The organism is Nitrospirota bacterium (assembly GCA_040752355.1).
Taxonomy (GTDB): domain Bacteria; phylum Nitrospirota; class Thermodesulfovibrionia; order Thermodesulfovibrionales; family Dissulfurispiraceae; genus JBFMCP01.
In genome coordinates this window covers 21502-44984 of the sequence record JBFMHE010000027.1, presented here as the reverse complement: position 1 = coordinate 44984, position 23483 = coordinate 21502, and the positions used below count along the sequence as shown (strand labels likewise).

Genomic DNA, 23483 nt, shown 5'->3' with positions numbered 1-23483 from the left:
TGGCGGAGGCAGCCGGCGAGATGCTCCAGAAGCTGGTCCCCGACATCCAGAAGACGGCGGAGCTGGTGCAGGAGATCACGGCGGCAAGCAGCGAACAGAACGCCGGGGCCGAGCAGATCAACAAGGCGATCCAGCAGCTCGATCAGGTCATCCAGCAGAATGCAGGGGCGTCCGAGGAGATGGCCTCGACCTCGGAAGAGCTCGCCTCCCAGGCCGAGCAGCTCCAGAGCGCCATCGCCTTCTTCAAAGTCAGTGATAGCAGCAGGGGTGCGGCACAGCTCCGTACTGTTGAGGGTGCACCGGCAAAGAGGGCTGCTGCCAGGGCTAAGATTGCCTCTACGGGATACACCGTGAGGCCGGTGAAAAACTCCGGAGTAGCACTGAGCCTTGGAAACGGCAACGGCTCAGGCGCCGCACAGGACGACGAGTTCGAACGGTTCTGAAGGATAACGGCGAGGACCATGGAAACAGAGAGCACTCATCCCGTGCGGGGCATCGGTACGGCAGCCATGTCCGAAAAGGACTTCAAGCGGCTCAGCGAGTTCATTTATGGCGAGTGCGGCATCAAGATGCCGCCGTCGAAGAAGACCATGCTGGAGGCCCGCCTCCAGAAGCGGCTGCGCAGCCTGGGCCTGCGCAGTTTTGCCGAATATTGCGACTACCTCTTCAGTCCCGAAGGAGTCGAGCGCGAGATGGTCTCCATGATCGATATGGTCACCACGAACAAGACCGACTTCTTTCGCGAGCCCACCCACTTCGACTATCTCACCAGGACGGCCCTCCCCCAGTTGATCCGCTCCGAGGGCGCCGGCACGGAGCGCACGCTCACGGTCTGGTCCGCCGGATGCTCCAGCGGTGAAGAGCCCTATACCCTCGCCATCGTGCTGAGCGAGTTCGCCGAGCAGTACCGCGGATTCTCCTTCACGATCCTCGCCACCGATATCTCGACCCGGGTGCTCGAGAAGGCAAAGACCGGCATCTACGAGGCAGACCGCGTCGAGCCCGTTGCGCCCGCCCTGCTCCAGAAGTACTTCCTCAGGAGCAAGGACAGGAGCAAGGGGCTGGTGCGCGTGGTACCCGAGCTGAGAGAGACGGTGAAGTTCCGGAGACTGAACTTCATGGACGAGGACTTCGGGTTCCGCGAGCCTATCGATGTCATCTTCTGCAGGAACGTAATAATCTATTTCGACCGGCCCACCCAGGAGCGGCTCCTGAACAAGTTCTGCCGCCACCTGGGGCCACGGGGGTATCTGTTCATGGGCCACTCGGAGACGCTGAACGGCCTCAACGTGCCGCTCGTCTCGGCGGCGCCGACTGTCTACCGGAGGCAGGGATGAGCCCCCGCCCCGAGCCTCCGGCAGCGGTCTACCTCAAGCCAGGCGAGGTGCATATCGCCCAGACGCCGACGGTGGTGACGACCGTCCTCGGGTCCTGCGTATCGGTGACGATGTTCGCTCCGGCCGCCGGGATCGGCGCCATCTGCCACGGGCTGCTGCCCGCGTGCAGGGAGAAGCGGAGCTGTGACGGCAGCTGCACCGAGGGATTCAAGTATGTCGAATGCTCCATCCAGCGCATGGCGGAGCGGTTCAAGAAGCTCGGCATCCCCCCTCACGAGATCGAGGTGAAGCTCTTCGGCGGCGCCGATATGATCTCCGCAAAAGGAAGGGGCAATGCAACAAACGTAGGCAGGCAGAATATAGATATCGCTTTGCAGGCCCTCGAGGGAGAGGGGCTGACCCTCGCCACCTACGATGTCGGGGGGAACGGCGGCAGGAAGATCCACTTCTACACGCATACGGGCGAGGTCCTGCTGAAGCGGCTGCAGCAGACCGACCTCCCTGACGCCGCCTCGTGATTATGCATAAGGGTGCGCGAAAGATAAAAGTATTGATTGTAGACGATTCGGCGGTAGTGCGCCAGACGATGGAGGATGTCCTGTCGTCGGACCCGCAGATAGAGGTAATGGGCACCGCCGGCGATCCCTTCATCGCCGCGGACAAGATCCGCGCCGCCGTGCCCGATGTCATTACTCTGGACGTAGAGATGCCCCGCATGGACGGCCTCACCTTCCTGCAGAAGATCATGAGCCAGCACCCCATCCCCGTGGTCATGTGCTCGAGCCTTACCGAGAAGGGCTCGGAGACCATGATACGGGCCCTCGAGTACGGTGCAGTGGACATCATCCAGAAGCCCCGGATGGGCACCAAGCAGTTTCTCGAGGAGTCGCGCATTGCCATCTGCGATGCGGTGAAGGCCGCTGCAATGGCCCATGTGAAAAAGATTTCGGAGACCGCCCATCAGGTCACCCCCAAGCTGACGGCCGACGCCGTGCTGGCGAAGCCGACCTCGAAGGCGATGATCCAGACCACGGAGAAGGTGGTGGTGGTCGGGGCCTCGACCGGGGGCACGGAGGCCCTCAGGGCGTTCCTTGAGGCCATGCCCCCCGATGCACCGGGAATCGTCATCGTACAGCATATGCCGGAGCGGTTCACCGCCTCCTTTGCCCAGCGCCTCGATACGCTCTGCAGCATTACGGTCAAGGAGGCCGAAGACAACGACACGGTGCTGCGGGGCCGGGCACTGATCGCGCCGGGCAACCGCCATATGCTGCTGAAGCGGAGCGGGGCGCGGTATTTCGTCGAGATCAAGGAAGGCCCCCTCGTCTGCCGCCACCGGCCCTCGGTGGATGTCCTGTTCCGGTCCGCGGCCCGGTATGCGGGGAGCAATGCCGTAGGGGTGATCATGACCGGCATGGGGGATGACGGGGCGCGGGGAATGCTCGAGATGAAAGAGGCGGGGGCCTACACGATTGCCCAGGACGAGGCCTCCTGCGTGGTCTTCGGCATGCCGAAAGAGGCGATCAAGCTCGGCGCCGTCGATAAAGTCGCCGGACTCGACGAGATCCCCCGGGAGGTCATCAGGCGAGGCGCCTGAAGCGCTGCGGCGAAGCAAGGCGACGACGCCTCACCGGAGACAGGGCCGACCCGGCAGGCGGGGCGGCGTATTTATTAAAGAGCCGGTTATGGTATATAGTATAGGGGATGTCATGGAAGGAGAGGTCGTTCGGATGTCATCGCATAGCGCGGGAACGGTACTGGTCGTCGATGACGACCCCTACGTCCTCAGCACCGTAGCAACGCTCATCGAAGCACACTGCTATACCGCTATCGCCTGTATCAATCCCAGGCAGGCGCTCACCCTCTGCAAAGACCATCCGGTCAATGTCGTCCTGACCGACATCAGGATGCCGGTCATGTCGGGGCTCGACCTCCTCGAACAGCTCCACCGCGTCTACCCGGATATCCCCGTGATCCTCATGACGGGATATGCCGAGCTCAATACCGCCGTCGACGCCATACGGAAAGGCGCCTTCGATTTCATCATCAAGCCCTTTGCGACCGAGTACCTCATGCATACCATAGGAAAGGCCCTCGAATACGGCCGCCTCGTACAAATCGAGAGGAACTACACGCTGCAGCTCGAAAACATGGTGGAACAGAAGACCCAGGAGCTGGCGAGGGCGCTCACCGAAGTCCGCGCCCTCAACAAGGAGATCATCCAGCGCCTGACCGCGGTAGCGGAGTACCGTGATACCGACACGGGCACCCACATTTCGAGAATAGGGCTCTACTCGAACAAACTGGCCGAGGCCCTCGGCATGACGCTGAACTTTGTCGAGACCATCTCCTTCGCCAGCGCGATGCACGATCTCGGCAAGATCGGCATCCCGGACAGCATTCTCCTGAAGCCGGACAAGCTGACGAAGGAGGAGTTCGAGCTCATGAAGTCCCATACCACCATCGGGCATGACATGCTCGCCAACTCGTCCCACGACAATATCAGGATGGCGGCCTCCATCGCCCTGAACCACCACGAGCGGTGGGACGGCACCGGATATCCGCGGGGGTTGAAGGGAGAGGATATCCCGGTCGAAGGGAGGATCATCATGCTCGTCGATCAGTACGACGCGCTGCGGAGCAAGCGTCCCTACAAGGCGCCCCTCAGCCACGGTGAGGCCTTCGGCATCATCACGGAAGGCGACGGCAGGACCCTGCCCTGCCACTTCGACCCCGCCGTGCTCAGGGCGTTCACCGAGGTCGCCCCTGTCTTCGACGACATCTATCGCCTCTCCGAGGGAAGTATCCAGGAGCAGTAACCGGTCCGGCTTACATATGCTCGATATCGTCGTCCTCCCGCTCCTCCCTGAACACTTTGCTCTCGAGGTAGGATTTGGCCAGCTCTTTGCCCCCCAGGCCGAAGGCGAGCGCAAGGGCGAAGACGACGCCGCCGAAGAGCACGGCAAAGGCTATGGCGACGGTGGTCCGCCCGATCCCCAGCTGCTCGAGGGCTACGGCGAGCGAGAAGAGGAGGATCGCCATCCTGACCAGCCTCCCGATCATCCCCGCTGTCCGCACCCCTGCATTGACCGAGGCGATCAGCGCGGCGCGTCCGAAGAAGTTGCTGAACAGGTATCCGAAAAGGATCAGGAGGAAGGCGACGAAGATGTTCGGGAGATAGAGAAAGAACTTCTGGAGCACCGTCTCTATCGCCGGGACATTCAGGGTCCCCATCGCCACGATGGCGAAGGCGAGGAGCACGAGGCTGCCGACGAACTGCGCCAGGATGAGCGAGAAGGGCTCCCGTATGCCGCTCCTGACGATGATCCTGTTCACGCCCGACCGCTCCGAAAACTTGTCGATATTGAGCGTCCTGAACAGCCGGGCAAGGAGGAACTGCGCCGCCCAGGCCGCAAGAAACCCGATGATCAGGATGAAGAGCGCAGAGAAAAGGTTAGGAAGGAACTGCATGATCTTGGCGCCGAAGGCCCTGACCGGCTCGATGAGCACTCTCTCAACCACGTCTCCCATTATCGCCTCCTCTCCCTGCTATCGACGTATCGGTACGTCCCGCTCTGCTGAGCGGTGCCGCGCCCCCGCGTGCCCCGTCAGCCCCACCCCCTCGCGAACGCCTCTTTCTTCTGCTCGAACACTGCGCGCAGGGCCTCGATCTTCGCCTCTACCGCCCGTGCATCGCTCTCGAGCGTCTCGAGCACGAAGGATGCCGTCCTCCCGATGTAGAGGGGGGTGAGCGACTTGAGCAGATGACCCTTGTTTATGACATTGCGGTGCTCGGCGAGGGCGAAACTGTAGACGATATCCGCCCAGAGCTCATCGGGGATGTGGAACCGGTCTCTGGACGAGGTGTCGACCTCCGTGAGAAACTGCATGATACGCCCGCTGAGCACCCCTCTCCATACCCCCGCAAGCTCCTCGACGCCGAGGCGGAACTTGTCGATCATCCGGTCGACATTGACCGCAATGGGTTCGAGCCCCACCGTATACTGGAACCCGAAGGTCGGCACCGGCTCCGAGCCGGTCACCCGGGACCAGACAGAAGCGTAGGTCTCCATGAGGTCGAAGGCAGAGCCGACCACCTGGTAGAGCATGGCGCTCAAATCGGCGCCGGGGTCTTTCGGGTCGTGTATCTTTGCGCCCAGGAAGGACTGGCAGACCCGGAACCCGTTGGCGATGGCGGTCGTGGTCATCCAGATGTCGATACCGTACCGCGCCACATCGCTCTCCCACACCTCTTTGGAGAGATAGAAATCGACGAGCCGGCCGGACATGCCGAAATCCCCTCCGATGGGCTGCCGCACCCGTTTTCCGTAGAGGGCGCTGGTAAGAGGGTAGACGATGCTGTTCGTGATGGTGCCGTCGTACTTGTGGCGGTGGTAGAGGGGAGCCACGTAGTCGAACTCTCCCTCGATCATCGGCTTGAGCAGGAGCTCGATCCACTCGGGGGCGATGCTCCTCAGATCGGAGTCCATGACCGCACAGGCCTTCACCTTGAGCGCGCTCGCGATTTCGAAGATCGTCCGGAACGCGCTCCCTTTGCCGGGGACTCCATGGTACGGGGTTGCTATCTTCAGCACCGGTTCGACGCGGTGAGCCAGGAGAATGGACTGGAGGTCTTCGATCGTCGTCTCCTCGACGATCTCCATGGTCCCGTCCGTGGAGCCTCCGTCCGAGTTGATCAGCACCGCCCTCCTCGTCGGAAAGTACTTGGCCAGCCCCGCCTGCACCGCCCGCACCACATGTCCGATGGTATGGGCGTTATTGTAGCTCGGGATGCCGACGGCGATCTCCGCCTCGCCGATCTCCCGTATCCGCTCCTTGATCTCCTTTCTCAGTAAGGCGCTGTCTGCCATGGATCGTTCCTGTGCGGCATGATGGTGCAGGAGGAGCTACTTTCGCGGCGACTTTATCAGCAGGCCGCCTTTGGGGACGACAGCGATGCCCGAGGGGTCGATATGACAATGGAACCGGTCTTTATCGCGGTCGAAGCCGATTTGCTCGTGCTCTTTGATGACATTCAACTTATCGACAATGACCCGGTGCAGACGGCACCCTTCCTTGAGCACCACATCATCCATGATAATGCAGTCCTCGATGCTGACATTGTTCTCGATGATGACGCCGCTCCGGATGACGGAGTTGCGTATCTTAGCCTTGTGGATGATCACCCCCTCCGCGACGACGCTGTTCCGTATATCGCCCCGGAGGATACGCGATGCTGGCCCTTCGTGGATGATGGGGTGAATCGGCCAGCGCCTGTTGTAGAGCTGGAAGGTCGGCGTCTCGCCCAGCATGTCCATATGGGCGTCGAAAAAGGCGGGGATGGTCCCGACATCGCGCCAGTAGCCCTTCTCCTCGTAGGGCATGGTCCCGGGGATGGTGTTCGTAGCGAAATCATAGGCGAAGACCCTTCCTGTCTCGAGGAGGCCGGGGATCACGTGAGCCCCGAAATCGTGCTGCTTCTTTCGCTGCGCCTTGGCGAGCGAGTCGAGCAGCACCTCGGTGCGGAAGATATAATTGCCCATCGAGGCGTATGCCCTGCCGGGGTCGCCGGGCATGGGGGTCGCTTTCTTCGGCTTCTCCTCGAAGCCGGTGATGCGGCGGTCGGCGTCCGCCTTGATGATGCCGAAGGAGGAGGCCTGATCGAGCGGCACCGGCCGGGCCGCCACGGTGACGACCGCATCGTTCGCGAGGTGGAAGTCGATCATCTGGCGTATGTCCATCCGGTAGATATGGTCCGCCCCGAAGACGACCACCAGCTCCGGGTTATGCTCGCGGATGAGGTTGATGTTCTGGAAGACCGCATCCGCAGTCCCCTGGAACCACTCGGGCCCCATCCGCATCTGCGGAGGAACGACGGTGACGAAGTGGCTGCCGATGATCGAGGACAGGACCCAGTTCTGCCGCACATGCTCGATGAGCGACTGCGACTTGTACTGCACGAGGAGGTAGAGCGAATAGATATGGGAATTGATGAAATTGCTGAGGGCGAAATCGACGATGCGATAGCGGCCGCCGAACGGCACCGACGGCTTGGAGCGAAAGGCGGTGAGCGGGAAGAGCCGCTCTCCCTTGCCGCCGGCCAGAACAAAAGCGAGAATCTTCGGATGGGCCATATGATCCACCATGGGGGTTAAGAGCGTCTAACGGAATGAGCAGAGGGAGTCGGATGAGGCACAGTATGCTCGCTCAACTCCAAACCTTTAATTTATCAGGGGCTCTCAGGCATTGACGTTCAGGATGTCCCGGAGTTTCCCCTGCGCGTTACTTAAATTATACACTCCTTTCCAGGAGGGCCACAGGGAAATGTGCGAGCACGTCGCGCAGGAGCAGCGCTGCGGCGCCGTTGTGCTCGCGGGCGCGCACGATCTCGCCGGTGAACAGGTTCCGGTACGGCGTCTCCCCCTTGTCGAAGGGGAGCACGACCGCGGTCTCCCCCCACACCCTCTCGCCGAGGGGCGGGCCTTTCCCGGGGGCCGCCAGCCGGGTGACAAAGCGCGGGACTATGGTAAGGGCGGTCAGCGTCTCGAGCCGTCGGGCAAAGGCGCAGAGGTGGTCCGCCCTCTCCCCTACGGCATGGAGGGCGACATACTCACCCCGTGCGAAGAGGTCACTCCGGTCCCGCCGGTAGGTGAGCGCCTTGCGGGTGACGAAGAGCTTCACCCGCCCGTCCTCGACAGAAGCGAGCAACTCCCCGAGCAGCCCGGGGATATCCTCCTCCTCTCTCGCTTTCAGCTCCGCGAGCATGCGCGCCCGCACCCCGTAGTCGACCGGCCGGCGGTTGTCGGGGTCGACGAGGCTGAGGGCCCAGAGCTCGGTGCCCTGATAGAAATCGGGCACGCCGGGGGAGGTTATCTTCAGCACGGTCTGTGAAAGGGAGTTGAATATGCCGTATGCGGCAATCACCTTCTGGAACGCCTCGATATCCCTCCTGAATTCGTTGTCCGGGGCATTGTCCATCGTGGCGTCGACGAACGTCATCAGGGCGTCCTCGTAGGGTCCGTTCATGTTGATCCAGCTCGAATTGACCTTTCCCTCCCGCACCGCCTTGAGCATGTATTCCTTGATGCGCGCCGTGAACGCCCCGTAGCCGGCCTCATCCAGCGTGCCGAAGGGCCAGGCCCCGACGAGGGTCTGGTAATACAGGTACTCATCGTTGGGGTCCGGTACCGGTCTGCCCTCGGCGACGGGCTTCCTCTTTCTGTTGAAGCGCTTCCACCTCACGAGCGCTGCCCGCCACTCGGCGGGGATCTCCGAAAGCACGTTGATGCGCGCCCGCACGTCCTCGCTCCGCTTCGCGTCGTGCGTCGACGACGCGATCAGCGCATGGGGCCAGTACTTGATACGCTCCAGGTTCTGACCGTGAAAGGTCTCGAGGGGGATCCCGAAGCGGTCCGGGCTGCCGCCCACCTCGTTAAGGGAGACGAGGCGATTGTAGACATAGAACGACGTATCCTCGAGCCCCTTCGCCATGACCGGGCCGGTCAGCTGCTGGAACTTCGTGACGAAGTAGAGCCATTCCTGCTTCTGCTGCTCGGTGAAGTCTTCGGGAAACCTGAGCAGGAGGACATCCCTGAGAAAATCGTAGATGTATTCGCTGATCGCACGGTTCTTCCGCTTCGCCTTGGCTGCCGCGATCTCGATGTACCGCCGGTCCGTTTCGTTCACCTCGCAGGTGTTCGTATAGGTCCGGTAAACGGGAAAGAACGCGATCACCTCCACGATGGCGCCGATGAGGCTGTTGAGGGTGAAATCCCTGGTGTGGCGGTCGCTTTCCGCAAGGGAGTTGAGGCGATAGCCGAGCGTGTTCACCTCGCTCGACATCGCGACCTGCATGATCAGTTTCTTCTTTTCGTAGACGATATCGGGAAACGATTTCCGTTCCTTGATGAACCGCTCATACAGGAGATCGAAATCCCGCGCGTGCTCGGTCGCGACGAAGATGCCGTTGAGCGAGTTCATGAAGACATATCCCGTGGTGCTGAAGATCGGCCAGTCCTCGGGCATGCGCTCTCCCTTGGTCAGGATCTTCTCTCCGACGATGTAGAACGGCTTGTAATCGGGGCGCTCGCGCAGGATCTCCTCGTAGCGGCGCAGGGGCTCGTTCGCGGGGCCGGCCTCGTGATTATCGAGCGAGAGCGGGAGCGGAGCTTTCGGGTCTCCCAGCAGCGCGCCCCTCATATTTATGAAGCAGCCTTTCTGGAGCCAGCGGAAATATTCCGAAGGGTTATAGAGCCCGTCGGGGTGATCGACGCGGAGCCCCGTCACCTTCCCGCTCCCCACGAGCGCGAGGGTGAGCCGGTGGGTCTCGTTGAACACCCGGATGCTCTCCATTCTCACCCCGGCGATCTGGTTGATGTCGAAAAAGCGGCGGTAGTTGATCTCGTCGGTCGCCACGCGCCAATGGGTAAGGCGGTACGGCTGCTGTTCGAGCAGCGCGTGAAGCGGGTCGAAGCTCGACGGGTCGCCCTTCTGTCCGTTGAAGAGCCGGACCGTCTCATCGATGAAGCGCCGGATCGCTTCGCTCCGGGAGTAGAGAGTCCAGAGCCGCTTCTTGACGATCTCTTTCTCCCGGTAGAGCTCGTCCACCTTCTCGTCGCTCTTCTCGTCGTACGAGGGGAGGTGCTGCAGGGCGGTCGCGATGCTGAGGAGCTCGATGAGGTCTTCGTCGTCCTCCGCGAGCCGCTGCTTCAGGTCGTCGAGGCGATAACTGATAATGAAGAGACAGGTCCTGGTGTTGAGCGGAAACTTGTTTTCGTAGTAGGTGACGAAGAAGGCGCCGTGGTCGAAATGGAGCAGCAGCTCCTGCCGTTCGAGGACCCTCCCGTACTGATCTCCCAGGAAGGGCAGGAGGACCTTGCGGTAAAGCTCCTTTTTTACGGGGTTCCAGTCGATATCGTAGAACTCCGCATAGCGCGAGCTCGGGCCGTTCTCGAGGATATCCATCCACCATGCGTTCTCCTCGCCGGTGACGCACATGTGATTGGGAACGATGTCGAGGAGTTGGCCCATCCCGCGCTCCTGCAGGGCCCGGACGAGCTCGTCGTACTCCTCCCCGGTGCCGATCTCGGGATTCAGCGTATTGGGATCGACGATATCGTAGCCGTGGAGGCTCCCCTTCTTCGCTTTGAAGTAAGGAGAGGCGTAGATATCGCTGATGCCGAGGTCGTAGAGGTACCCGACGATCTTCCGCGCGTCGGCGAACGTGAATTGATAGTTGAACTGGAGCCGATAGGTTGAGACGGGTATTCTCGTTTCGTACGGATCCGGCGTAGCGATAGTCATCCCTCCCGTATGATGAGACGGAAACGCGCGGATGTCAGACCTCGATGACCGTCTTTCTTCCCGCTTCGAGCGTATACCACACCGAAAGATAGTCCCGTGTCTGGCGCGTTATGAGGAAATTCTCGCGCACATACTCCCTGCTCCGCTCGCCCATGCGCCGCGCCATTGCCGGGTTGTTCAGGAACTGCCGTATCCGGAAAGCGGCGCCTTCGACCGAATGGACGAGGAACCCGGTGACGCCGTGGACGATCTGGAGCGGAATGCCGCCCACCGCGCCGCCGATGATCGGCTTCCCCTTCCACATCGCTTCCGAGACCGTCAGGCCGAACCCCTCCTTGAGCGACTTCTGGAGGATGACGGTGGCGCTGCGCTGCAGCGCGTTGATATCGAGGTCGCTGAAGGGAGGCAGGAGCAGGATATAAATGTCCGGGTCGTCCGCAGCATACTCCCTCACCTCGTTGAGCACCACCTCTCCTTCGGGGTCGTCCGTGGCGGGGCTGCCGGCGAGGACGAGGATGCAGTCGTTGTATTTCTTGACCATGCGGTAGGCCTGAATCACGCCGATCGGGTCCTTGAACCTGTCGAAGCGGGAGACCTGCAGGACGATCGGACGGTCCGTGGGTATCCCGAGCCGGTCGAGGACCAGGCGGATCTCGGTGGCGTCCATCTCCCTGTTCTTATCGCTGAGAGGGTCGATGGACGGCGGAATGATGAACTCATCGGTGCCCATCGCCCATGCGAACCGCGCGACCGAAAAGACCGCGGCGTCGTACCGCCGCGCGTAGCGGACGATGCCGTCCACAACCTCGCGCACCGGGTTCGACACATCGATATGGCACCGCCAGATCCACCACCCCTCCCGCTTGAAATCGATGAATGCCGCCGGTTGCGGATCGTGGATGATGACGGCATCGGCGTCGAGGTCGAGCCGTTCCGCGTTCCTCCTGTTGACATCGGCGTAGTGCTCCCACATGGTCCCCGTTATCGTCTCGGGGGTGCCCTGAAGGGCGTTATGCATCTTCTTGGTCATATCGAAGAAGCTCGCGTCGCCCTCGATCACCTCCCAGCGGGCGTCGATGCCGATGGCAGTGAGGATCGGGAGCATCCGCTGCAGTATCTCGGCGACGCCGCCGCCGGCGCGGGTCGAGTTGACATGCAGGAACGACCTGCCCTGCAGCTCCTCCCCGAGCTGCTCGAGGAGCATCAGGTCAGCCTTGGGCGCTATGCCGGCATACTGGTCAAGCATGGTAATCCCTCCTTTGTCGTGCCCCCTATCCCGCGCTTACCGGGCAAGCGCAGGGGTCTCCTTCAGCGCTCCGTACATGCCTCTCCTGACCTCTTCCTCGACCGCCTCGATGATGTGCTCCCGTATCCCCTCGATGGAGTGCATGAAGAGGTCGACGGAGCGCAGCCGCTGCGCGAGTTCCTGCTTGCCCAGGACCTCCTCGAACCACTTCGCGAAGTCGTCCATCCTGCTGCCGAGACGCGTCCTCGCCTCGTAGAAGTGGTAGTAGATGGAGCTGCCGTCGATGTAGCGCATGGCGATGAGGAACTCGGCGAGGTTCTTCGCCCGTATATCTGACGGGAAGATGAGGGTGACGGTCTGGTTGAAGAAAAACTCCTCTCCCGGCAGCACGTCGCCGGGGTCCGGGAACGTACGGAGATAGCGATCGACGACCTCCACCAGTTCATGACGGAGCGCATCGGTGGTGTCGAAGGCGAACGGGTCGATATTCGAGAGCTGCTCCGAGAGCGCCCGCTCTTCCAGGACTATCCCCGCCCACTGGGCGAAGTCGTTCGTATATTCGAGGATGTGGCCTTTCAGGAAATACTGGTACACGTGATGGAATATGGATTCGGTGTTGATCACGGCGAGTACGTCCCGCAGCTCCCGGAGGTTCTTCGCCTTCCTCCCGGTTGCTTTCAGGATGGTAATGCACTGCCTGAACTCGAAGGGTTTGGTTGCGGTCTCCATGCCCTACCTCCTGGAGGCAAGCTGTTCTGTAGCAAGTGCGACGGCCGCATTATCCTCCTCTACCGCCCGCTTGAGCCGGTAGAGGATATCGGGGATGGCCGCAGTCACCCTGTCCCAGCTCGAAATGAGCGGAACGCCGAGAGGGTCATCCATGATGATCCTCGCCGCTTTCTTTATCCCCTTGGTAAAGGTCTCCACCGCGAGGCTCTCCTGGTGCCGGTCGAAGAACAGCCCGTTTATCGCGGCGTCGTCTTCATAGCGCTTGAGCATGTCCTGCGCTGTCGTGGCGTAGGTGGCGAGCAGGGTCTTGAACAGTCCCTCGGAGAAGACGAGCCCCTCTGCGGCGAGCGTCCTGAAGACGGATTTGCAGATATCGACCGCCATCTTGTGGAGTCCCTGCGTCTCGTCCTCGGGCGAGAGCTTCTGGTGCTTGTGCTCGTAGTTCTCCGCGAGATCGGCCTGGCAGACCCTCCGGATCGAGGTATTCCGGTAGACCTCGGCGAGCACGCCCATTTCGAGCCCCCAGTCCCCGGGGAATTTGCTGACCCGCGCCAGGTTGCTGTCCATGGAGAACTCCCCGGCGAGGGGATAGCGGAAGCTGTCGAAAAAGACGAGGAGGGGATGGTGGCCGAAGATCTTCTGGAGGGAGCGTACGAGCGGGGTCACGAGAAGCCGTGTCATCCTGCCGTGCATCCGGTCCGTAACCCTGCTGTAATATCCTTTGCAGAAATCGTAATCGAGGTTGGGATTGACCACCGGGTAACAGAGGCGGGCGAGCAGGTTCCGGTCATAGGTAAGAATGTCGCAGTCGTGGAAGGCGACGGCATGGAACTCCTGCTGCGAAAGCACGTAGCCGCAGGCCATCCATACCGAGCGTCCTTTGCCGTGCTCTCCCGTAGGCAGCCCCTCGGACTCTATCGCCTTGTAGACCGCATCGATCCTCGGTCCCGTGTTCCAGATGATCCGCGTCTTCTGGGGAAGATCGGAGAAGAACTGCTGCGCATGGGTGAACTCCTCCTCCGTTGCCGGCCCGAGAGTGACGATGATCTCCTTGATGTAGCCGGCCGAGGGGAGCTCCCTGAGTATCCCCTTGAGCGCCTCTCCCTGCAGCTCGCTGTAGAGAGAAGGCAGCACCAGGGCGATCGGCCGTTCCCGGCAATGCCACGCCAGCTCCGATTCGATGCGCTCGAGAGCGACCGCACCGAGCCGGTGGAAGGTGGCGACGACGCCCGTCTGGTAGAAATCCGTCATGGCCCTCTCCTCGTGCGAAGAGCATGTTGCAGTGCCGGTCAATTACTCGCTGCACGCCGTGAGCGGCGGGGGAACGGTCCGGAGATGCTCGATATACGACCGGGCCGCCTCCATCGCGCGCTTCACCGCGCGATTGCCGTAAAGCCCCAGAATCGTATAGTGGAGGTCCAGGCGGGCCAGGCGCCGCAGGATATAGCCCCATGAATAGAACCGCTCCATGGCCCGCAACGACTCTATCTGGAGCGTTTCGGGCCGCATCTGCGCGGGGAGGAAGACGACATGATGCATATCGTACTTGCTCCAGTCGGTATGCAGGAGCCTGCCGGTCCGCGCCATCTCCTCGAAAACCGGCGTCCCGGGCACGGGGGTGAGCGGCATGAACTGCACCGTATCGATCCCGAGATCGACGGCGAACTGTACCGTATGCCCGATCGTCTCCGCCGTGTCCGTATCCGCGCCGAGCACGAACATGCCATGGATGGCGATACCGTGCGACCTGACCGCCTTTATGCAGGACACGATCTCATCGAGGGTCTGCCGCTTGTCGTAAAGGGCGAGCGTCCGGGGGTTGACCGACTCGAACCCGATATAGAGGGTGTGGCATCCCGAGTCGGCCATCAGGCGCAGGAGCTCGTGATCCTTTGCGACATCGGTGCGCACCTGCGCCGACCAGTCATGACGCAGCCCCCCCGCGATCATTCCCTTCAGTATCGCCTTTGCCCTCGGTCTGTGGGCGGCGAAGTTATCGTCCACGAAAAAGAGGGTCGCCCTGCTCCGCTCCACCGCGCCGCGGATATCCTCCAGTGTCTTCTCGATGGACCTGAACCGGTATTTCCTGCCGAACATCTGTATCACCGAGCAGAAGGTACAGCTGAAAGGGCATCCCCGCGACGTCGACAGCGGGTAGATATGCGTGGGCTTCCATCCATGGATGAGCGAGAGGTCGGGCGCGGGCAGGCTGTTCAAATCCGCGAGCAGGGGGCGCGGCGGCGTCTCCACCACCCTCCCCGAAGCGTCCTTGTATGCTATGCCGTGAATGGCGTCGAGCGCGGGCGTACCGTTCTCGAAGAACGCGAGCAGCTCCGGGAGCGTTTCATCGCCCTCGCCCCGCACCACGCAGTCGGCGTGCCGGAGCGCCTCCTCCTGCATGAACGAGGGATGCGGCCCTCCCATGACAACCGGGATGCCCCGCTCCCGTATGCTGTCGGCGATGCGGTATGCACGCGGGGCGGTAGAGGTGATCGTCGATATGCAGACGAGGTCGGAGCGGTGAATGAAGGCCCAGTCCGGTTCCGCGATGTCCTCGACGAATACCTTCACCGTGTACCCCTCGTTGCGCAGGAGTGTCGCCAGCAGGACAGCGCCGAGCCGCGGAATGGGAAATTTGCTGAATATATGGAGTCCCGGAGGTTTGACCTCGAGAAAAGAGACCGTCTCGATAGACATATTAAAAGTATAGCAAAACGATGAAATAGTGCAATTGGCTCCTGTCATGTGCGGCGCCGTTGCGTGTATAATTGAGTCATGACCCATCGCCCGCCGCGGGACATCCTTGCCGATCTCTTCCATGCAGCGCTGCATGCGGTCGATCCGTACGAGGCGGTGCGCCGGTACGAAGCGACCCTGCGCGCTGCATACAACGGCGGCGGGTTCGAGCGGCTGGTGGTGATCGGTTTCGGCAAGGCGTCCTGTCCCATGGCAAAGGCTGTCGAGGATATGCTCCCCGGCCTCATCACCGACGGCGTGGTCATCACCAAGTACGGCCACTGCCTCGCCCCGTTCATACCAGGGGGGATCGGGCCAGGGGGGATCGGGCCAGGGGGGATCGGGCCAGGGGGGATCGGGCCAGGGGGGATCCGGGTCTTCGAGGCGGGCCACCCGGTCCCGGACGAAAACGGCGTCCGCGGCGCCGAGGAGATCATCTCCCTGCTCCAGCGGGCCGATGAAAGGACGCTCGTCCTCTGCCTCATCTCGGGCGGCGGCTCGGCGCTCTGCGTCGCGCCCTACGACGGAATGGGGCTCGCCGAGAAACAGGCGGTCACCGACCTGCTGCTCAAGGCCGGCGCAACCATCGACGAGCTCAATACCGTCAGGAAGCATCTCTCGCGCGTAAAGGGCGGCCGTCTCGCCGAGCTCGCTGCGCCGGCCCGGGTCGTAACCCTCATCCTCTCCGACGTCATCGGCGACAAGCTCGATGTCATCGCCTCGGGTCCGACCGCTCCCGACCCCACGATCTACCAGGATGCCCTCGCGGTGCTGGACAAATACATGCTCATGGAGCGGTCGCCGCAGGTGGCGCTCGAGATCATCTACCGCGGGGTGTCGGGGATCTGGCCCGAAACACCGAAAGCGGGAAATCCCCTGTTCGGGCGCGTCGAGAATATCGTCATCGGCAGCAATAAAAAAGCCCTCGACGCCGTCGCGGAAAAAGCCGCCGCGCTCTCCCTCGAGACCGCCCTCCTCTCTTCGGAGCTCTCGGGCGAGGCGCGGGAGGCGGGCCGCCGGCTCGCGAGAGCAGCGCGGGAAGCGCAGGCGTCCCTGCGCCGCAGCGGCGCGGACTGTCCGCTCTGCCTGATCTCGGGCGGCGAAACAACGGTGACCGTCACCGGCAGCGGCCGCGGCGGCAGGAACACGGAGCTCGCCCTCGCCTTTGCCATCGAGGTCGCGGGCGTCGAGGGCATTACGCTCCTTTCGGCCGGGACGGACGGCACCGACGGCCCGACCGATGCTGCCGGAGCGGTCGTCGACGGCGCCACCGTGTCGAGGGGGCTGTCCGCAGGGCTCGACGCCGGGACCTTCCTCGGGAACAACAATTCCTATACGTTCTTCAAGACGACCGGGGAGCTGCTCATCACCGGGCCGACCGGCACCAATGTCATGGATCTGCAGCTCATTTTCGTTCGCTAACCGCCCTCAAAACAGCCGCCGCACCGCCGTTACCCCTCTTCGAAAAATTTCTCGAAAATTTCTTGACCTCCCCTTTTTTTTGTGCAATACTTTATCTGAAACTCAGAGTCTTTATCGTTTACCGCAGGGTTTTCAGCCTTGCGGCAGTAGGGGTGCAGCTCTGCAATCCTAAGAACTCATGTCAGCAAGGAGGAAGTGCAGTATGATGAACGGGACGGTGAAGTGGTTCAACGATGCCAAGGGGTACGGATTCATCACCAGTGACAACGGCGCCGATGTATTTGTCCACTACTCGGCGATTCAGGGCAATGGATTCAAATCCCTTGCCGAGGGCCAGACGGTGAGCTTCGAAGTCATCGACGGTCCCAAGGGCCCCAAGGCGGCGAATGTAACGAAGAGCTGATACGCCGCCTCATCCTCGCCAGAAATCGCCACAATCTGTTGAACCGAAGCAGACCCCTCAGGGGTCTGCTTTTTTATGGGGAGACGTCCTGCGCCGCAGTAAAGAAGAGAATCAGCCCGCTCTCAGGGAGGACACTTGCCGCAGACCGACGTGAACAGGGCCGTCGAGAGATACCGGTCCCCGCGGTCGGGAAAGAGGACGACGATCACACCCTCCCGCAGCTCGCTCGAGCGCTTCTGGGCGATATGCATTGCAGCGCCGCTCGACATGCCGACGAAGATGCCCTCCTTGATCGCGAGCATCCGCGTGGCATCGAAGGCCTCCTCGTCGTTCACCACATGCCGCTCGTCGAGCTGCAGCGGAGCGAAGATCTTCGGCACGATCGCTTCGGACATATTTTTCAACCCCTGGATCCGGTGCCCCTTGACCGGCTCGACGCCGACGATCGCAACACCCGGATTATATTCCTTGAGCCGCTTGCCGGCGCCCATCAGGGTGCCGGTCGTGCCCATCCCTGCGATGAAGTGGGTAACGCCGCCCCCGGTCTGCTCCCATATCTCTCTCCCCGTCGTCTCGTAGTGCGCCTGGATGTTCGCAGGATTGTCGAACTGGTTGGGCATGAAGTAGCGGTCGGGCGCCTCGGCGAGTATCTTGTGCGCAAGCCGGATCGCGCCGTCGGTGCCCTCCTCGGACGGGCTCAGGATGAGCTCTGCGCCGAAGGCCTCGAGCGCCTTCCGCCGCTCGACGCTGACGCAGGCCGGCATCGTCAGCTTGACCCGGTACCGCTTCGCCGCGGCGATCATCGCGAGCCCGATCCCGGTATTGCCCGAGGTGGCCTCGAGGATTATCTTGTCGCGCGTGAGCCTTCCTTCGCGCTCCGCGGCCTCGACCATATACAGGGCTACGCGGTCCTTTACCGACCCCCCGGGGTTGTTCCCTTCCAGTTTGGCGAAGAGCCTGACCTTCGGATTGGGGTTCATGCCCTCTATGCTGACGAGCGGGGTACTGCCGATGCAATCGAGAATTCCCATGACGCTCCTTGCCGCTGTTTATTCCCTCGATTGTACTATGCTGAAAAAGGGAATTGCAATAAAGAGGGCGCGGCGTTAAGAGCCTGTTTCTCCAGGGGCAGAGGTGCCCCGGCGGTTGAATCCCCGTGCAACGTGAAGCGCGCCGCAAGAGCAGAACGCTTCGCACAGCCCGCAGCCGCTGCAGAGAGCGCTGGTGAAAATCAGGGCCGGGCCGGGTCGTCCCGATGCACTCCTCAAGGCTCCGGTCGGACACATCCCTACGCAGGCGAAGCACTTCGTGCAGCTGTCGCCGATCAGAACCGAATAGTAATACGCGTTCAGCACCTCCCGGGCGTGCTCTTCGGGAAGCACGCCCACCGCCCTGTTCAGCATTTCCCGTTTGAGGGGCACCGCTTTGGCCGAATATGCCTGCTCGCTGCCTCCTGCCGCTTCCTCTTCGAAAAGCCCGGCAGCATGCACGAAGGTAAGATCCCTCAGCGCCCTGAAGAATCCCCGGCGGTCATAGGATACCTCCCGGTACTCCAGGAGCGCGGCATCGCCGACCAGCACGATCTTATCCATAAGAACGAGCGATGTCCTTTCACGGACAGCCTGCAGTCTCCCCTTCAGCGCCGCACGTATGAAGCCGTTCCCGCATGCCGCGCACCCGGTGAGATTGATCTGGAGCGGCGCCTTCATGAACACTGCAAGGGCGATCAGATGCTCCTCCGATAAAAAACCCATGCAGAAGGTCCTCTCATGGGCAGGGAGATCGGGCCGCGCCTTACAGCCCAGGACAGGAACCGGTATTTTCCTGAGCCTGTTCACGAGCGAGTAAAAATCGAGGCCGGTTACGGTAAAGCAGTCCGAAGGGCACGCCGCCGCACAGAGCATGCATCCCGTGCACGCACGCTCCTTCACCCGGAGGGCGTCACCTATGACCAGCGCCCCGGAACGGCACTGTTCGCTGCACCGGCTGCACGAGCACTCGTTGAAGCGCATTCTCAAGCACCGTGACCGGTCGACCGCGATGCGGCTCTCACCATTCACTACGCTGTCAAACACTTTTTCCTTGAGCACCGTTTGCCTCTCTACGACTTTAACGCCTCCGGCGCAGTGCTTACCCTGAGCTCATGTTCGATAAAAACGGCCAGGCACTCGGCAAGGGAACGATAGAAGGTATTCTCCGTGCCATCCTTTATGCGCCCGCAAAAGCGGGGAACCCACGCGCCGAGAAATCTTTTCAGAAAGCGCTGCTGTTTCTCCGAGAACTGCCGGGCGGTCCCGGTCTCGGCATTCTCCAAAGCCCTCACCTCGTTAAAGGCAAGATAATACATGAATTCGAGCTGAACAGTAAGGTGATCGGGCAGCTCCTTGAAGTCCTCATCCATGGAGAGCCCTTCCGTCCGATACATCCTGACCGCTTCGACTGTGGAATCGGTCATCACGCCCTTCCCTTCATCCAGATACACTGAACCGTAAGGGGGGGCCTGCAATCCATACGGCCCGATAAAGAGCCGCGCATACTCGACCAGCAGCTCCCCGTGGTCATACCGTGCAAACGCTTCGCCCATGGCAGCAGCATGCACGGCTGCCTGAGGGCAGATCCGGTTCAAAAGCCCGGCAAGCGTAGTAAAAAGATCCTCCTGCAGGAAGAGCTCCTTTGACGGCTGATAGAAACAGGCCGCGAGCAGCCGATAACAGTCGCGCCTCCCCCTCTCTTGCATGATGAATTCCTCATCACCCATGGACACCTCGCGCACGCGTTTTTTTCACGATCCCTCTCTCAGAGAATCCGGGGAGCGGGGCTGCAGCGGCGCCGACCCGCTCCCCGGATTCGCGATTATGCTCTTTTCGCTTCGGCCCTGAAGCTCCTGATGTAGTAGATGTTGGGCCTCGTGCCCTTTTCGCCGCTCTTCAGGCGCTCGCCTTTATTGTTCTTCAGGGCAACCGCCCTATGCTTCTGCAGCAGCCTGCCAGCCTCGCTGCTCTTATCGTCGAGGTCGCCGAATATCCTCGCCTTTGCAGGGCAGGAGACAACACAGTAGGGCAGTTCGCCGTTCTTCACCCGGTGCTCGCAGAAGATGCACTTTTCCACGACCCCTTTTCTCCGGACGCTGTCGTAGTCGGGGTGTTTATAAAGCGTACGGTACGGCGGCACCTCCCCTGCTGCCTTCGCTACTTCAGCTCCGGAGGCGGTGCAGCCCTTGATCAGCTCTTTGCCATCCCTGTACATTGGGTGCACCTCATCGGAGAAATCGTTGAAGCTGATGACGCTGTAGGCCGCAGCGCTCTTTTCCACATTCTCCGAGCTGTAGGGGCATGCCCTCTGGCACCTGCGGCAGCCGATGCAGCGCTCGTCGTTGTGCATGGTGATGCCCTCTTTTGTCTTGAACATGGCTTTCGGCGTGACCGGGCATGCCTTGACGCACGGCGCGTCAGTACAGTGGTTGCAGAGCACCGGCATCGCCGTAAACTTCACGTTGGGAAACTTCCCCTCTTCCTTCATGATAAAGTCGGCCCAGTTGAAGGTCTGTCCCTTTGCCCTGTCCTGGGTGTTGTTCTCGGTTTTGCAGGCCACGGCGCAGGCGCCGCAGCCGACACACTTCTGCAGATCGATTACCATTCCGTATCTAGGCATCTATCGTCTCCTCCTTCCCTATACCTTTTCGATCCTGACGCCGGTGAAGCCGCCGTTCCGCGCCGTGCTTCCGCTCAGGCGGTCGTAGTCGTCGGGCATGAGCTCGTTGTTGTTGCCTCCGCGGGGCGTGAACGCATGGTAGTCCTTGGCGGCAACGCGGCCGTACGCCCAGTGGCCCTGGCCGTAGCATTTTGCCACGGTCCCCGGGCGGACACCCTCCCAGAGCCGCGCCGTAGCGACGATGCTGCCCGTCGGGGAGGTGAGCTTCACCGTATCGCCGTTCTTTATCCCCAGCCTCTTGGCGTCGGCAGGGTTGATCTTCACCACGTCATCCCAGCTCACATCGCCCACATCGACCTTCTTGAACTCCTGGTACCAGGTCGCGTTCTGGCTTCTCCCCTCCCTGTTGAGCCTCGATTTGTAATCGATAAAGGTGAAGGGATACTCTTTCTCGTCGCCCCACCTCCTGGGCGGCTCATAATGGGGAACGAAGGCCTGCTCGCCCCGGGCGATGTAGTTGCATGTCTGGAGCACCTCGTCGATGGTAGTCTTGTGCTTTTCGGCGTGCTCGGCAAGGGCCTTCTTCAGGGTCTCGCTGTAGAACTCGAACTTGAAGGTGACCGTACCCTCTATCGTCTTCTTGCCGTCCTTCTCCACCTCTTTCCCGAACTTGCCCCAGAGCTTCCTGAACTGGTACGGTTCGGTGTTGTAGATGCCTTTCTTCTTGAAATCCTCCCAGCCATCGATCCTGTCGCCCTTGAGGGGCTCCTTCGGCTTCCAGACCGCGCTGCTGCTGATCTTTGCGGCAATTTCGGCGAACTGTTTTGCATCGGCCGGCGTCGCGCCGGTCTCGGGGTCCTTGAACTCCTTCGAGAAGTAGTCATAAAGGTTCGGGAAGCCCTTCGCCTTCAGCTTCTCGGCGAGCAGCCACATGATCTCGGTCTCGTCGTCTTTCGTGTCCCACATCCTCTTCACCACCGGCTGCTGTATCGACATATGGGCGTGGAGATTCGCCATGTTCGTGATAACGGAAAGTTTCTCCGCAGGCGCAAAGGTCGAGGGCAGGATGAGGTCGGCGAACTGGCTCATCTCCGACGGGTTGGTGACAACGTGGACGAAGAAAGGCATCTTCGCCATGGCCTTGTCCCACCGGTCGGCGCCGGTGCAGGAGAAGTTGAAGTTGTTCCAGGTCATAATCGCCATCTTGATATCGTAGGGCTTGCCCGCCAGAAGGCTGTTGGCGATATTGTTGGTGACCACGCCGTTGCCCGGCTTCGCGCCCATCATGGCGGGCATATCCTTGCTGCCCCGTCCGTCGATCTTCTTCTCTTTGCCGAACTTCTTCGCGGTCTCGTCGAGATACGCATCGAATTTGGGGAACTTGTTGGAAGGCACCTTGACCGCTCTCAGGGTGCCGCCTTCGTTGTCCACGGAGCCGAGGAGCCCGTTGAGCGCGTGCACCGCCATCGAGGCGTAGGTGCCCCGCGGGAACATCGCCGCACCCGGGCCGAGCCAGACAGCGACGTTCGGCGCCGCCTTGCCCATGCCCTTCGCGACCCTTATGATCTGCTCTTCGGGAATCAAGGTCACCTTTGCGGCCCACGCGGGCGTCCTGTCCTTGAGCTCGATATTCCACCACTTCACCAGGCCATGCGTATATTTCTCCTCGAACGCCGACTCATCGACGGTCTTCCCCGCCTTGAAGAGGTTCTTCTTGTCCTTGAAGTCGCCGACGAACTCCCTGTGCCAGAGCCCCTCGGTGAGCAGCACATGCGCGATGGCTGTTGCGAGGGCGCCGTCCTCTCCCGGTTTGATCGGGAGCCACTCATGGGCCTTCGCAGCCGAGGCCGAGAGCCGCGGATCGACCACCGCTACCGTGGCCCTGTCGAGGAGGTCGCCGAACTTGTTGATGGTATTCGGCACCTGCCGGTTCGAGCTGAGGGGGTCGCACCCCCAGATCATGAGGTACTTCGTCCGGGCCAGATCGTAATCACGATAGCCGAAAAAGCCCTCCGTGTACCCGGGGCCCATCTTTTCGGCCTCGGCACAGATCGCGCTGTGGGAGAAACTGTTCGGGGAGCCGAAGACCTTGCCCACGGTGCCGTAGGCGATATCGGTGGAAGTCGGCGAGTAGCGGCCCCTCACGTACATGAATTTATGGGGCTCGCTGTTCTTCCTGAGCTCCATCATCTTATCCGCTATGGTATCCAGGGCCTCGTCCCAGGTGATCGGGACGAACTTCGGATCGACGCCTCTGCCCTTCTGCGGGTTGGTCCTCTTCATCGGCACCTTGATCCGGTCGGGATCGTAGAGCTGCTGGAGCATGAGGTGCCCCCTCGGACAGCAGTAGCCGTTGTTCGCCTTGCTCAGCTGGTTGCCGCGCACCTTGACCGCCCTTCCGTTCTGGACGAAGAACTCAACCGGACACCACTGGGTACAGCCCTGGCAGGTCGAGGGTATCCATCTGCCCGGCTCCTCGCCCACGGCCGCCTTGCCTTCAGGGGCTTTTGCAAAGGCGTTCAACGTCGGCGCGCCTACTGCAGCGACTGCTCCGAGAGCAGCACCCGCCTTGAGAAAATCCCTTCTCTTGATCTTCATCATTCCCTCCAATCGTGATTAGTGATGCGCTCCGGGCATCGCCTCGTGCCATGCCCGA

General features: G+C 61.4%; 20 protein-coding genes. 7 read left to right on the top strand and 13 right to left on the bottom strand.

All coding sequences use genetic code 11. The features are described 5' to 3' along the window. From AB1805_15735 to AB1805_15715, 5 genes are all read left to right on the top strand, one after another. A partial coding sequence (locus AB1805_15735; protein MEW5746882.1) for a chemotaxis protein occupies positions 1-443 on the top strand: 443 nt, incomplete at its 5' end. 18 nt (positions 444-461) lie between these two features. Next, positions 462-1337, top strand: coding sequence for a protein-glutamate O-methyltransferase (locus AB1805_15730; GenBank protein MEW5746881.1), 876 nt, complete (start codon positions 462-464; stop codon positions 1335-1337). Beyond that, positions 1334-1855 (top strand): chemotaxis protein CheD, encoded by a 522-nt coding sequence (locus AB1805_15725; GenBank protein MEW5746880.1) that lies wholly within the window; start codon positions 1334-1336, stop codon positions 1853-1855. The genes AB1805_15730 and AB1805_15725 overlap by 4 nt, the downstream gene beginning before the upstream one ends. Positions 1856-1857: 2 nt before the next feature. Continuing rightward, the gene (locus AB1805_15720; protein ID MEW5746879.1) at positions 1858-2934 is read left to right on the top strand and encodes a chemotaxis response regulator protein-glutamate methylesterase; all 1077 of its coding nucleotides are present in this window, start codon (positions 1858-1860) and stop codon (positions 2932-2934) included. Between the two features lie 88 nt (positions 2935-3022). After that, positions 3023-4156, top strand: a complete 1134-nt coding sequence (locus AB1805_15715; protein MEW5746878.1) for an HD domain-containing phosphohydrolase — start codon at positions 3023-3025, stop codon at positions 4154-4156. 10 nt (positions 4157-4166) lie between these two features. On the opposite strand, the gene AB1805_15710 is transcribed toward AB1805_15715, so the two are convergent. The 8 genes from AB1805_15710 to AB1805_15675 all read right to left on the bottom strand — a co-directional run bounded on the left by AB1805_15710 (position 4167) and on the right by AB1805_15675 (position 15312). Continuing rightward, on the bottom strand, positions 4167-4868 hold the full coding sequence (locus AB1805_15710; GenBank protein ID MEW5746877.1) for a hypothetical protein: 702 nt from the start codon (positions 4866-4868) through the stop codon (positions 4167-4169). Between the two features lie 77 nt (positions 4869-4945). Next, positions 4946-6208, bottom strand: coding sequence for a glycosyltransferase (locus AB1805_15705; GenBank protein ID MEW5746876.1), 1263 nt, complete (start codon positions 6206-6208; stop codon positions 4946-4948). Between the two features lie 36 nt (positions 6209-6244). After that, positions 6245-7471, bottom strand: coding sequence for a glucose-1-phosphate adenylyltransferase (locus tag AB1805_15700; protein MEW5746875.1), 1227 nt, complete (start codon positions 7469-7471; stop codon positions 6245-6247). A gap of 157 nt (positions 7472-7628) precedes the next feature. Next, complete coding sequence (gene treY / locus AB1805_15695) at positions 7629-10640, bottom strand: malto-oligosyltrehalose synthase (protein ID MEW5746874.1); 3012 nt, start codon at positions 10638-10640, stop codon at positions 7629-7631. 34 nt (positions 10641-10674) lie between these two features. Next, a complete protein-coding gene (locus AB1805_15690) occupies positions 10675-11886 on the bottom strand; it encodes a glycosyltransferase (protein ID MEW5746873.1) in 1212 nt (403 codons plus the stop codon). 36 nt (positions 11887-11922) lie between these two features. Further along, positions 11923-12615: a DUF5752 family protein gene (locus AB1805_15685; protein ID MEW5746872.1), complete on the bottom strand. Its 693-nt coding sequence runs from the start codon at positions 12613-12615 to the stop codon at positions 11923-11925. 3 nt (positions 12616-12618) lie between these two features. Then, entirely contained in the window at positions 12619-13866 is a 1248-nt protein-coding gene (locus AB1805_15680; GenBank protein MEW5746871.1) for a glycosyl transferase, read from the bottom strand. 42 nt (positions 13867-13908) lie between these two features. Next, a complete protein-coding gene (locus tag AB1805_15675) occupies positions 13909-15312 on the bottom strand; it encodes a radical SAM protein (GenBank protein ID MEW5746870.1) in 1404 nt (467 codons plus the stop codon). A 78-nt stretch (positions 15313-15390) separates the two neighbouring features. Here AB1805_15675 and AB1805_15670 point away from each other — a divergent pair, with 78 nt between their 5' ends. Continuing rightward, a complete protein-coding gene (locus AB1805_15670; GenBank protein MEW5746869.1) occupies positions 15391-16773 on the top strand; it encodes a glycerate kinase in 1383 nt (460 codons plus the stop codon). 202 nt (positions 16774-16975) lie between these two features. Next, positions 16976-17176: a cold-shock protein gene (locus AB1805_15665; protein ID MEW5746868.1), complete on the top strand. Its 201-nt coding sequence runs from the start codon at positions 16976-16978 to the stop codon at positions 17174-17176. Between the two features lie 122 nt (positions 17177-17298). Here AB1805_15665 and AB1805_15660 read toward each other — a convergent pair whose 3' ends face one another. The 5 genes from AB1805_15660 to AB1805_15640 form a co-directional block, all read right to left on the bottom strand. Then, positions 17299-18207 (bottom strand): cysteine synthase family protein, encoded by a 909-nt coding sequence (locus tag AB1805_15660; GenBank protein ID MEW5746867.1) that lies wholly within the window; start codon positions 18205-18207, stop codon positions 17299-17301. 75 nt (positions 18208-18282) lie between these two features. After that, positions 18283-19266: a hypothetical protein gene (locus AB1805_15655; GenBank protein MEW5746866.1), complete on the bottom strand. Its 984-nt coding sequence runs from the start codon at positions 19264-19266 to the stop codon at positions 18283-18285. 11 nt (positions 19267-19277) lie between these two features. Further along, positions 19278-19934 carry a molecular chaperone TorD family protein gene (locus AB1805_15650; protein MEW5746865.1) on the bottom strand — a complete coding sequence of 219 codons (657 nt, stop codon included), beginning with the start codon at positions 19932-19934 and terminating at the stop codon, positions 19278-19280. A 95-nt stretch (positions 19935-20029) separates the two neighbouring features. Continuing rightward, positions 20030-20827 carry a 4Fe-4S dicluster domain-containing protein gene (locus tag AB1805_15645; protein ID MEW5746864.1) on the bottom strand — a complete coding sequence of 266 codons (798 nt, stop codon included), beginning with the start codon at positions 20825-20827 and terminating at the stop codon, positions 20030-20032. Positions 20828-20845: 18 nt separating this feature from the next. Beyond that, entirely contained in the window at positions 20846-23425 is a 2580-nt protein-coding gene (locus AB1805_15640; GenBank protein ID MEW5746863.1) for a molybdopterin-dependent oxidoreductase, read from the bottom strand. Positions 23426-23483: the final 58 nt, after the last annotated feature.

Coding starts and splice junctions, on each gene's coding strand:
- AB1805_15730 (MEW5746881.1), top strand. CDS start 462: ATGGAAACAGAGAGCACTCATCCCGTGCGGGGCATCGGTACGGCAGCC.
- AB1805_15725 (MEW5746880.1), top strand. CDS start 1,334: ATGAGCCCCCGCCCCGAGCCTCCGGCAGCGGTCTACCTCAAGCCAGGC.
- AB1805_15720 (MEW5746879.1), top strand. CDS start 1,858: ATGCATAAGGGTGCGCGAAAGATAAAAGTATTGATTGTAGACGATTCG.
- AB1805_15715 (MEW5746878.1), top strand. CDS start 3,023: ATGGTATATAGTATAGGGGATGTCATGGAAGGAGAGGTCGTTCGGATG.
- AB1805_15710 (MEW5746877.1), bottom strand. CDS start 4,868: ATGGGAGACGTGGTTGAGAGAGTGCTCATCGAGCCGGTCAGGGCCTTC.
- AB1805_15705 (MEW5746876.1), bottom strand. CDS start 6,208: ATGGCAGACAGCGCCTTACTGAGAAAGGAGATCAAGGAGCGGATACGG.
- AB1805_15700 (MEW5746875.1), bottom strand. CDS start 7,471: ATGGCCCATCCGAAGATTCTCGCTTTTGTTCTGGCCGGCGGCAAGGGA.
- treY (MEW5746874.1), bottom strand. CDS start 10,640: ATGACTATCGCTACGCCGGATCCGTACGAAACGAGAATACCCGTCTCA.
- AB1805_15690 (MEW5746873.1), bottom strand. CDS start 11,886: ATGCTTGACCAGTATGCCGGCATAGCGCCCAAGGCTGACCTGATGCTC.
- AB1805_15685 (MEW5746872.1), bottom strand. CDS start 12,615: ATGGAGACCGCAACCAAACCCTTCGAGTTCAGGCAGTGCATTACCATC.
- AB1805_15680 (MEW5746871.1), bottom strand. CDS start 13,866: ATGACGGATTTCTACCAGACGGGCGTCGTCGCCACCTTCCACCGGCTC.
- AB1805_15675 (MEW5746870.1), bottom strand. CDS start 15,312: ATGTCTATCGAGACGGTCTCTTTTCTCGAGGTCAAACCTCCGGGACTC.
- AB1805_15670 (MEW5746869.1), top strand. CDS start 15,391: ATGACCCATCGCCCGCCGCGGGACATCCTTGCCGATCTCTTCCATGCA.
- AB1805_15665 (MEW5746868.1), top strand. CDS start 16,976: ATGATGAACGGGACGGTGAAGTGGTTCAACGATGCCAAGGGGTACGGA.
- AB1805_15660 (MEW5746867.1), bottom strand. CDS start 18,207: ATGGGAATTCTCGATTGCATCGGCAGTACCCCGCTCGTCAGCATAGAG.
- AB1805_15650 (MEW5746865.1), bottom strand. CDS start 19,934: ATGGGTGATGAGGAATTCATCATGCAAGAGAGGGGGAGGCGCGACTGT.
- AB1805_15645 (MEW5746864.1), bottom strand. CDS start 20,827: ATGCCTAGATACGGAATGGTAATCGATCTGCAGAAGTGTGTCGGCTGC.
- AB1805_15640 (MEW5746863.1), bottom strand. CDS start 23,425: ATGAAGATCAAGAGAAGGGATTTTCTCAAGGCGGGTGCTGCTCTCGGA.